This window comes from Chryseobacterium viscerum (assembly GCF_002899945.2).
In the GTDB taxonomy this organism is placed as follows: Bacteria; Bacteroidota; Bacteroidia; order Flavobacteriales; family Weeksellaceae; genus Chryseobacterium; species Chryseobacterium viscerum.
Genome location: NZ_PPEG02000011.1, coordinates 134,593 through 146,010 on the forward strand (window position 1 = coordinate 134,593; position 11,418 = coordinate 146,010).

Here is an 11,418-nt window from a genome sequence, read left to right on the forward strand (position 1 = left end):
AAATTATTTAATTTTGAAAGCGCTAATTATTTTATTCAAAGATTCTAACTGCTTCTCAGTCAATCTTCCTTTTCTTTGACAGGATGCTTTAAGTGATTGAACAAAATCTGGGTCAAATGAAGTATTGTTTTGAGCCCATTTGAGTACAAGATTGATTTTATTAAAATGAGAATTTGTCTCGTAACTGGTAAAATTCAGGAACTGTTGATTTATTCTCTTTTTTATATCCCATTGTTTGGCAGACATTATCCTCCTCCGATAGATAGACTTATAAAATTTATAGTCAAAATCTGAAATTCCTTTCTTTCCGTATATGTATTCTATAACTTCGGCGTTCATACTGGCTTTAATATCGTCTTTCAATTTTTTTATTGAAGAAAAGATTTTATTACCATCATCTATTCCTAAAAATTTATTTATGCAACAATTACCTACTTCTGTAACGGAAGAATTTTTACGATTTTTAATAACGCAAATATTTTTAATAGGATAGTGACCACAAAGACATTTTTGAAGTTCTTCTGCATAATATGCAAATTCAAAACTCCATTCCAATTTTGCAAAATCCCAATCGTTAGAATCACTTAGACTTATAATTTCTTCCGTTAGTTTGTAATGCATCTTTTATCTGTCTAAATCAAATTTAATATCAATTTTCTGTGATTTCAAATGTTACCTTAGTTTGCATTACAATCATCAGTATTTTGTAACAATTCATTTATAAAATGTGCTTCTCCTGGATATTTTTATATTGCAGAAATCCAAATCCCCTTATAATCTGGTTTGATAATACTTTTATATCTGAGTTTCTTTCTTCATATAATTTATCAAAAAGAATTTGCTTTTCTTTCATATTAATAATTTGTGTTTACAGTAATGAACAGAGATTTTATTTAAAATTTATCCCAAAATACTGTATCGAAATTGTGTTTTAAATTATCTTCGTTATAGAATGGTAAACCAATTAAGCGATATTCTTTGTTGGAATATATTTCAAGGATTTTAGCCTTTTGTTCAATCTGCATTAGAAAATCTTGTTTCCACTGGTCTGTTAAAAGTAAATTATCACCCTTTGGCTCAATAAACGCTTGAAACACTATTGGTTTGGTTTGTTCAGATTCTTTCATAAACAATACAAAATCGGGTTCGAAAGCTTTACCATCTTCGAAATTGTACAATTTGAAATGATTTTCGTTTCTTAATAAGTAAATGTCATTGTATTTATTTTTTAGAGCTTGGTATGCCTGACGGATAAACTTTACTAAATATTTTTCTTCTGATGTACCAAAATTATCATTATAAGCATACCAATCTTCTTGTGAAAGGTCTATATAAATGTTTGTTTCAGAAGAGTTTGTTTGAGGTTTACCGTATTCGCTATCTCCTGATTCATTAACACTATAGTTAAGCGTTTTATCTTCAAAAACATATGAAATATTCTTAGACTTAAATTCGGTACTCCCTTTAAACTCAATAAATCCGTTAGAAATATATTCTGAAATTTCTTGTAAAATTGAAATAATAGATTTTAGTTGTACTTCTTTATGTGGATTATCAACAAGGTCCTGTCCACCGTCAATTTCAATTTTAATATCTTTTAAAAAGCTCGAAGAATTTATAAATTCTGTTATTGATTGCAATTTCGGAAAATATCTTTGTAGATTATTAAATCTATAGAAAGGTAATCGGTTGATAGCTTTTTTAATAACCGGCTCTCCAAAACTATCAATAGTATATATTTTGGTGGATCTTATATTATTTTGAGAATTCTCCGTTTCAAATATTCTTGATGTAGAAATATAACCAGTACTGAACTTAATTCTGAAAATTTTAGTTCGTAACTCTTTTGGAAGTTCCAAAACGTCTGATCTATCATAAGGTACTCTATCATTAATATAAATAAGTCCTGATTTATAGAAATCTGTCTCTTTAAAACGCTCTTTAAGTTTCAGTTCTCTCTGCACCATTTTTGGTGCTTTTAAGCCTATTTCTTCTAAAGCTTTATTGATTTCTGAGATATATTTTGGATTATGTGCAGAATGATAATATAATTCTTCACATACACGTAAAGGATGATTTATGTTATCATCATATTTACGTTGAAATAACGGTTGAGTGTCATCTAATTGGAAAGGGCAATATCTGGCACCACGACCAATTAATTGAGCTTCGGACATTGTAGTTTTACCTATTTTTCCTGCTTTATGATCGCTATCTCTTGTATTGTAAAGACGAACTATGTCAAACAAATTAAGTACGTCCCATCCTTCGTTTAACTTATCTACAGCAAAAACAACACGATATTCATTAGTTTTATCTTCTAAACTATTAATAATAAGCTGCTTTTCATCACTATCATTTTTACTATTAACAGAAATACATTTGTCTACGCTAAATTCTTCTTTAATCTCAATAATTAGATTTTCTAAGGTGATTTTTTTTTCATCGAAATATTGAAATATTTTTTTGAAAATACCTTTTTCGTTTTTATTTTTAATAAACTCTATATCTGATTCTTTTAAAGATTTTATACGATTAACAAATTCCTGGAAGAAAGAAGTACTTTCACTTATCGTTTTAGATTTTAGTAATATCACAGGCTTTATTGATTTCTTAAAATCTTCGAATATTTTCCTTCTGTGTTGGCTTAAAATAACCGCTTGTAAAGCTCTTTCAAAAGGTTCTAAATCTGCTTGTAATAATTGAACTTCCTTTGAGTATTTATCTATACGGAATTGCTTAAGAGGATAATCAAATATCAGCTTATCTTCATACTTCTCTTTGATATTAGCATTGTCTAAATCGGTAGTAGCTGTAAACTCTAATAAATAATTATCTGAATTGGTTTTGAATATTTTATTAACTGTACTTTCCCAACTAATGATATCTTCGGTTTCGTCTTTTGATAATTTACCTTTTTTGGTATCTGCGTTAATATGGTGTGCCTCATCTGAAATAAGCACTACTTTTTTATCCTCAAAATCCTCATAAGTAATTGAGTTTTCGCGAGGTGTATTAAGCTTTGTGTGAAGACCTTGAACAGTTGTGAAAACTATATTAATATCTTCCTTATTTACGGCTTCAAAATTTTCTACTTCTACGATATTGACATTATGTCCATCAATAGAAATAACATCATTAAAAAGATATTTTGAAGAAGAAGAGTTTAAGAAATTATCTTTAGTCTTCTCAATAATGCTTGTACTATTTACAAAGAAAATAAAATTACTATATCCCTTTTTGTATAAGTCTAAAATAATACCTGCCATTACCAATGTTTTACCACTACCTGTAGCCATGTGAAAAAGCAACTGAATAGGACTTTTCTTATTTGGATATTCGGACGTATAGTAATTAAACCTTGCAAAAGCCTCAATTTGATAAGGTCTTAACCCAAATTTTGGATTAAGGTTGTTAGCAACAAAAATTTCAGGTTCTAGTTTTATAAAACCTAAAGATATTGCGGATGATATAAGCGTGTTAAGATTTTGCATCATTTATCTAACTATATTATTAAAGTATTGTAATAATACTTCTCTATTATTGCTAACTTTTTCCTTTCTTACATAGTATAGTGAAGGAAAAGTTTTATTACCATAAGAAAGTGGAGGTTCATTCACTGTTTGAACAATACGATTATCTTCTTTAATCAAGTTGTAAGTTTTACCATTTTTCGAAATCTCATTATGTAAATTTTCTGGTTTGTTCTGATTTACATATTTATTCATTACAGCTTTATATCGATTTTGGTAATCCCAATCCATTTTACCATTTTTTAGAGGAAAAAAGGGTATTGAAACCTTTTCCAATTCTTTAATTTGAAAATCATTACTGTTTTGAGACCACGTAATGATAATAAATCGTAAGTCTGATTGGACTCGTAGTATTTCTTGTGAAGTCCAACGACGTATATCATCATGATAATTAGTATATCCCCACTGATTTAAGTAGCTCATTTTACACAATAAATAATCATTGTTGCAGTGTTCAAGAACTCCTGTATTTTTAGCATTTTGAAATTCAATAATACCAATTGGGTTATTTTCTAAATCACAAAAAAAACAATCAATATTAGTTGGCCATGCGGTTCCAGCGGCTCTTAATTTTTTGTCAAAATTTGGCAAATCAGGAGATTCTCTATATGCCTTTGAGGATTTCCAGCCTTTGATACTGGCAATCCAATGAGAAAATTCTGAATAGCTATTGAAAGTATTAAGATGAGTCAATTTATTAGGTGAAGTGAATTCATATAATAAAACAGTTTCCGATTCATCACAATATAGAACATAGTTGAGATTTGCGGAAAAACAATTTGCAAAATTTACCTTTCTTAAAATATGATCTTCACCCTCAAGATTAATTATTAAATTATATACATCTTCAGTATTTTGGTCTAAAGTTGTGTCAATATCAACTCTAGCTCTTTCAAGTATATGTGTTACAACATTTACATTATTTTGATTACAACCTTCAATACTCTCAAAATAAAAATTTTCACTTGCAAGAAGACCTTTCTTTGCCCAATTAAAATCATCACTTCTTTCGGAGGATTCTTTCCGTAAATTTGAAATTCTCATTATTGATCGTAAAATTTATTACTCATTAAAATATCTTTCTCTGAAATACTAAAATCGCTATTAGAGCTTTCGCTAAGTGGAATATACATCATATTAATGTCTAAACACTCTATTGCAGTTTTTTTTACCTCTTCAAAATTTTCATTAGAAATTTCTTGTAGTTCATCAAGGAAGTTATTTGAAAGTTGATATTTTAAATATTGCAAAAAAGTTGAATTAGTTAAAATTGAATTGATTTCAGTAAAGTCACGAGCGACAGATATTTTTTCCATGATAATCAAATTAAGCCGTTGCAATTCAGTCGAAACAAACGAACTATTTGTAGTATTTTGAATTCTTTTTATAGTTACGTCGTTTATGTAATCCATCTGTTCAATCAAAATGAATTTTCTATTACTTGAAAGTTCATCATTAACATTAGAAACAGCTTCCGCAGTTGAGCCGCTACCTGCAAAAAAATCTAAAATAATATCATTTTCAGTAGTAGAAAACTTAATTATCTTCTGCAATAAGTTTATTGATTTTGGGTTGTCAAATACTTTTTTTCCCATCACTTTTGTTAAAGCCTTCGTTGATTTTCTGTTGTCCTCATAAAAGTAGCCTTTTAATAATTCGGTGGCTGTCTCAATTCTTTTCTTTATTTTCGGAATGCCTAATTCATCATCAGGCCATAAAACCTCATTATTCTTATCAGCTTCTACAAAAGTTTCATACGGCCATCTATATCCATTTTCCGGTTTTTTGCAAACTTTATTTGTAATTGGGTGTAAGATATCAAAATTATATCCGCCAGGTTTTGTATTTGCTGAGTTTCCTGGATAAAAAACACCTTTTTCATCTACATAATTATAATGAGATACTCCAGACAAGTCTATTTCATTACTTTTTTTTAGGCTATTGATCCATAAACGCAACCTTTTTTCAATTAACTGATAGTCATTATTTAATTCACTTTTAAGGTCTTTATACTTGTTAACTATGATTTGTGCCTTGTCTGAAGTAATCTTCCATTTTGATAGTTTATTTTTATTTTTCGCATAGCATAAAACGTACTCATGCTCAATTGAAATTTGAGTAGGGTTATTATCAGTTGCGGTTTCCCAGATTATCTCACCAACAAAATTGTCTCTTGTGAAAATTTCATCACATAATACCTTTAGATATGCTTGCTCATTGATATCTATTGAAATAAAAATTACCCCGTCAGTTGAAAGTAATTCCTTTGCAACTTCTAAACGATTTTTCATAAAGGTCAACCAAGCAGAATGATTGAAACTGTCATTATATCTAAAACCGTCCTTTCCTGTATTATAGGGTGGATCTATGTAAATTAGTTTTATTTTCCCTCTATAGACTTTGTTCAAAGAGTGTAAAGCGATAAGGTTATTTCCTTTTATAATCAAATTGTCTTCTAAAGAAATGTTTGTTACCCCATGTTCACCATCTTTATCAAACTTTTTCCAATTGGTTAAGACTTTAGGTTCAAAAAGACGATCGATTTCATCAGGTGCTAAAGTAGTATTCCAGAAAATTTCTTGACGTTTTTGGTCTTCCTTCGTCTGACCACCTTCTAAAACACAATCTTTGTAAGGAAAATCTAATACTACTTCCTTGGCTTCTGTAAGGTATTCTCCATTGGTTGTAAGACCAATTTTATTCCTAAATGCTGTAAAACTGTCAGGAAGAAACTCTTTGTTGGAAACAAATTTTTGAAATTTTATTTTATCAAAAACTAAAAAACCTTCCACTTCTTCAAAGAAAGTAGATTTTGACTTTTCATCTTTCAATAAAATTGTAAGCAAAGTAGAATCTAGTTTTAAAGCTGCTTCAATAACTTTATTTTTAAATACTATACCATTTTTTGCATAGTTGTCGTCCTGCTCAAGTATCTTTTTTATGTGCGTAAATAAGCTCATACTGTGTTATTATTTTTCAAAAATTGACTAAACTGTCAAATATACAAAATGCAATTGAAAGAAAAATGAGGAAAACCATAATGGAGTCTGTATGTAAGTAAAAATCTCAAGTAAAAATTTTTTTTTTGTTATTGGAAAAAAAACTATGTCAAACGAGATATGTGAAGCCAAAGCAATGAAGCTTACTTCGGAGTTTACCTAACACTACTTTATTTCGGTTTTTTTTAATACCTAATAAAAAAATGTTCTAAGAGATAATACAACCAAAAAATCCTCGAATATCTCGGGGACTTAAAACTAATAACCATGAAAACTCAAATTAAATGAGAATCGCTAAACATATAGTTTAACTTAAAAGCTCTACGTATTCATATAGTATTTTTATATTTTTTTTAACTACTAATACAATTTTTTTATGCTTACCTAATTATTAGTAGATTTACAAAAACACAAAGATGAAAACATTAAGAATCTACAGCGTTATCGTAACTATAAGTATTATAGTTCTTTCTATAAGCCTCTATCTAACCAACAAAGGTTTATAAAGAAACAGAAGAGGTATTAGAGCAATGTTCAGCACGATACTATAAAGAAATTGGAAAATAAGAATGAAAGAATTATCTTTTTACGAATTCACTCAGTTATCGGAAAGTGAACGATATGACTTGGTTTTTCGCGAAGGAGAATTTATTGATTCTTCGATAAGAAATGATGTAAAATTTGCTCTGTACAAATTGTACAGTTTTAATGTGGAAGTTATTTATGATTCTACAGGTAATAGAATAATTGGATTAACAAGCTTTTTAAAGTCCGAATAAATTTATCAGAAATTCCTACAAAACTTATAATCTATTTTAAATTTTTGTATTTCTCTCTAAAAAGCTTTTTTAAAGATTTATAATACTCTTGCTTTTCTATTGTTAGTTTCTTTTCCAGCTTAAAACAATTTTCCACAATTATCAGATTTTCATCCAAAGATTTTAATTGAAATAGAGATTCGCTATTTAGATCGACAGCTTGACAAATCTTCAGCGAGTTTTGCCAGCTAGTTGAAGTTTCTGCACGTTCGACTCGCCCAATCATTGTTGCATTAGAACCAATCAACAAGCCAATATCCTCCTGCGAAAGATCCTTCTTTAGTCTTTCGAGTTTAATCAAGCATCCTATTTGTAATGCTAGAAGGTCTATTTCCTTGTCACTGTAATTTTGCATTTAGTAAAAGTTGCAAAAAATCAACAAATTATTCGATACAAATTTGTATCGAATAATAAATCTTGTTATATTTGTAAAAATTACGCCTAAAATGTAATTTTGCGATACTTCAAAAAATTATAGAAGCTATTCGCTTAGAGTCTCGATTTGAAAACTGGCACTTTTTAGTACACGAGAGGATAAGTAGAAGGCTCACGCTTCGGCGTGGGCTCTCTTATCTGTGTACAAGGTATGCCAGTACCCCAAATCGGATATGTAGAGTCCCACGCTGTTTTTTTCCAATGTTGTCCGATATCATCTCTACACCCTAAGCTGCTTTCTAAATAATATAGTATCAGACTGCACGATACAATGGGGTGTACAACTCATTGCGGCTTTAAAGCTTACACGGGACACAATTTTCATTCATATTAATTTTTTAAGATGTGCTGGGGCAGGAGGTTTTGCTATTTCATTAATGAGGCTTCCTACCGAGCATTATCGAATAATTATTGAGACAAAAAAAAGTTGATTTTTTTAGAGAGTGTAAAATAGAACTAACCATAGAAAAAGAAAGCCCTCCCAGCACCATTAGTATATTGGAGTGTACGTAGTGCAGAAGAGAGCCCGAGTTTAACGAATTAAACCTTCATCAAAAGTATGAAAAAAAACTTTTGCAGCCTGAGTCATATTCAATTGGCTTTTGGCTTCACCTTGCTCGCCTCCGGCGTAGCAATAGGGCAGATGCGTGTGATCACAGGCACTGTTACAGATAATACTAATAATAAACCCATTTCAGGGGTAAGTATATTTCAGGAGGGTAGTGATACGGTTGCTACTACTAATAGTTCAGGTATCTATAGGGTTCAGGTGTCAGTTGAGAATCCTGTCCTTGTCTTTAAGCATCCTGATTATCCTGACCGAAAAGTTTCTTTAGGAGATAGGGTATCTGTTGATGTCTCATTGGGTAATGAGAATGGTAGTGGTAGTGAAAACGAGAATCGGAAAGGGAGTGAAAATGAAAAAGCAATAGAGGAGGTAGTTCTTAATGCAGGGTATTATAAGGTTCGGGATAAGGAGAGAACGGGGAGTATTGCTAAGGTCTCTGCTAAGGATATTGAGAACCAGCCTGTCACCAATGTACTTGCTTCAGCGCAGGGTAGGATGAGCGGGGTTTCGATTACCCAGAATTCAGGAACACCGGGAGGTGGATTTGATATTCAGATCAGGGGGAAGAATAGTATCCGTCGTGAAGGGAATGAGCCTTTGTATATTATTGACGGCATACCGATTCTTTCTGAAACACCTTCTGTTTATAGTGCGGCCATACTACCATACTCATCGATCAGTCCTTTGAATGCGATCAATCCTAATGACATCGAAAGTTTCGAGGTATTGAAAGATGCTGACGCAACGGCTATTTACGGTAGTAGGGGAGCTAACGGGGTCATTATTGTGACGACTAAAAAGGGAAAAAAGGGTAGGTCTGAGCTGAAGCTCAATACTTCCTATTCCATCAGTAAGGTAGCTAACCGTCTAAAGATGATGAATACATCCGAGTACCTCGGGATGCGGAGACAGGCTTTTCAGAATGACGGGATTGCTATTCCTGCAATCGCCTATGACCTCAATACCTGGAGTCAGGAACGTGAGACTGACTGGCAGAAGGAACTGATTGGGAATAATTCTGATGCATCGGTGGTTCAGCTGTCATTGAGCGGTGGTTCTGACAATACCTCTTACCTCATCAGTTACGGACATCAGGAGCAGTCTACTGTTTATCCTGCTGGTTTCCAATATAAGACCAATAACCTGACTGGGAATTTTAGTTATAGGAGTCCTGACAGAAAACTGGAGGTCAATCTGACCAATACCGTTTCCTTTCAGGATAACAATGTGGTGAATGATGACCTGACCAAAAGGAGTCTGACTTTGAGCCCTAATGCGCCCGCACTTTATAATGCTGATGGCTCTCTGAACTGGGAGAACAGCACATTTACCAATCCGGTGGCATCTTTTGTAAGTGAGTATCTGAACTCGTCAAGTTTTATCAATACAGGAACACAGATCGCTTACAAGCTGTTTCCGTTTGTTTCCCTGAAATTCAATGGAGGAATGACGTATAATAATTTTGAGGAATATTCCCTGAAACCACATACGATGTACAATCCGTCATCCGGGCTGACCAGTGCGAATTCCAATTCTTCCAAAAATAATAGTTCTAGCTTTTCGTACATCCTTGAACCGCAGATTGTCGGAGATTATTCGTGGAATGACCACAGTGTCGAAATGCTGGTCGGAGCAACTTTGCAGCAGTCTGAGACCAAGTCAGGAACCTTACAGGGCTATGGCTTTGAAAGCAATGCACTGATAAGAAATATTGCGGCTGCCAAAACAAAGGTGATCGGTGATCAGGTCAATAACCAGTATAACTATACGGCTGTCTTTGCAAGGCTGAACTATAAATATCTGAAGCGATATATTGTCAATGTGACAGGGAGAAGGGATGGTTCGAGCCGTTTCGGACCTAACAACCGTTTCGGGAATTTTGGTGCGGTCGGTGCGGCGTGGCTGGTCTCGGAAGAATCCTGGATGAAAAATATGTCATGGCTGAGCCTTGCCAAGATCAGGGGAAGCATCGGGACTTCAGGAAATGACAGGATAGGGGATTACCAATATCTGGATACTTACACCGTCTCAACCAATATTTATAATAACATCACAGGACTTAATCCTTCGAGATTGTACAACCCGAACTTTAGCTGGGAGAAGACTTTGAAGAAAGAAGTGGCTGCGGAATTTTCATTTTTTAAGAACAGATGGAATCTGTCTGTTGCCTATTATGAAAACACCTCATCGAATCAGTTGGTAGGAATCCCTCTGCCGGCAACGACAGGCTTTCCGAGCATACAGTCCAACCTTCCTGCAAAAGTACAGAATACGGGATGGGAGCTTGAAACCTCTGTGCAGGTGTTTAGAAATTCAAAGTTCAGATATGATACGTCTTTTAATATTTCCATTCCCAACAGCAAGCTTCTGGAATTCCCTAATCTTGAAGGCTCCACATATGCGAATCAGTATGTGATCGGATATCCGACAACTCTTGTCAAGGTCTATCAGTTTGAAGGCATCAATCCGGCTACGGGCGTGTATCAGTTCACTGATTTTAACAATGACGGGAAGATATCGTCACCGGATGACAATAAGGTTATTGAAAGGATCGGTATGCAGTTCTTTGGGGGATGGTCGAATAACTTGAGCTATGGTCCCTGGTCAGCATCTTTCCTCTGGTATTTTGTAAAGCAGAGAAACTGGAACTACAACAGGCAGATGGTAATTCCGGGTTCGATGAACAACCAGCCTGTGGAGGTTTTGGATGTTTGGTCTGCTTCGAATCCTTCGGGAACTTATATGCCATATAGTTCGGGAAGTGTTGCTGCAAAGACTTCGGCACATTCATTCTTTCAGAATTCAACTGCTGCCATCGGCGACACTTCTTTTATCAGACTGAAAAATATACAGCTCAATTACAGTATTCCTGTACGTGAGTTTGGGATAAAAGAGGCAATGATCTATGTGCAGGGGCAGAATCTTTTGACGATCACGAAGTATTTTGGATTAGACCCTGAGTTTGCTTTAACTGGCTACCTACCACCGTTGAAGACCTATTCACTAGGTTTTCAGATCATCTTTTAATGTCTGTTTTTTCGAACGGCCTAATAACATTCTATAGT

At 33.2% G+C, this 11,418-nt stretch carries 6 protein-coding genes; 1 reads left to right on the top strand and 5 read right to left on the bottom strand.

Annotated features, from left to right (window positions below; all coding sequences use genetic code 11):
* Nucleotides 1–3: 3 nt before the first annotated feature.
* The 5 genes from C1634_RS23070 to C1634_RS23095 all read right to left on the bottom strand — a co-directional run bounded on the left by C1634_RS23070 (nucleotide 4) and on the right by C1634_RS23095 (nucleotide 7,705).
* Nucleotides 4–621 carry a hypothetical protein gene (locus C1634_RS23070; protein WP_109739204.1) on the bottom strand — a complete coding sequence of 206 codons (618 nt, stop codon included), beginning with the start codon at nucleotides 619–621 and terminating at the stop codon, nucleotides 4–6.
* A gap of 272 nt (nucleotides 622–893) precedes the next feature.
* A complete protein-coding gene (locus tag C1634_RS23075; RefSeq protein ID WP_109739205.1) occupies nucleotides 894–3,497 on the bottom strand; it encodes a DEAD/DEAH box helicase family protein in 2,604 nt (867 codons plus the stop codon).
* On the bottom strand, nucleotides 3,498–4,577 hold the full coding sequence (locus tag C1634_RS23080) for a hypothetical protein (RefSeq protein WP_103234948.1): 1,080 nt from the start codon (nucleotides 4,575–4,577) through the stop codon (nucleotides 3,498–3,500).
* Entirely contained in the window at nucleotides 4,577–6,493 is a 1,917-nt protein-coding gene (locus C1634_RS23085; RefSeq protein WP_109739206.1) for a DNA methyltransferase, read from the bottom strand. The genes C1634_RS23080 and C1634_RS23085 overlap by 1 nt, the downstream gene beginning before the upstream one ends.
* A gap of 849 nt (nucleotides 6,494–7,342) precedes the next feature.
* The gene (locus C1634_RS23095) at nucleotides 7,343–7,705 is read right to left on the bottom strand and encodes a helix-turn-helix transcriptional regulator (protein WP_103231690.1); all 363 of its coding nucleotides are present in this window, start codon (nucleotides 7,703–7,705) and stop codon (nucleotides 7,343–7,345) included.
* 639 nt (nucleotides 7,706–8,344) lie between these two features.
* On the opposite strand from C1634_RS23095, the gene C1634_RS23100 reads away from it, so the two are divergent.
* Nucleotides 8,345–11,380, top strand: coding sequence for a SusC/RagA family TonB-linked outer membrane protein (locus C1634_RS23100; RefSeq protein ID WP_103231689.1), 3,036 nt, complete (start codon nucleotides 8,345–8,347; stop codon nucleotides 11,378–11,380).
* The last annotated feature ends 38 nt before the right edge of the window (nucleotides 11,381–11,418 follow it).

Excerpts from the sequence above, each read along its gene's own strand:
- C1634_RS23070 (WP_109739204.1), bottom strand. The coding sequence starts at position 621 with ATGCATTACAAACTAACGGAAGAAATTATAAGTCTAAGTGATTCTAAC.
- C1634_RS23075 (WP_109739205.1), bottom strand. The coding sequence starts at position 3,497 with ATGATGCAAAATCTTAACACGCTTATATCATCCGCAATATCTTTAGGT.
- C1634_RS23080 (WP_103234948.1), bottom strand. The coding sequence starts at position 4,577 with ATGAGAATTTCAAATTTACGGAAAGAATCCTCCGAAAGAAGTGATGAT.
- C1634_RS23085 (WP_109739206.1), bottom strand. The coding sequence starts at position 6,493 with ATGAGCTTATTTACGCACATAAAAAAGATACTTGAGCAGGACGACAAC.
- C1634_RS23095 (WP_103231690.1), bottom strand. The coding sequence starts at position 7,705 with ATGCAAAATTACAGTGACAAGGAAATAGACCTTCTAGCATTACAAATA.
- C1634_RS23100 (WP_103231689.1), top strand. The coding sequence starts at position 8,345 with ATGAAAAAAAACTTTTGCAGCCTGAGTCATATTCAATTGGCTTTTGGC.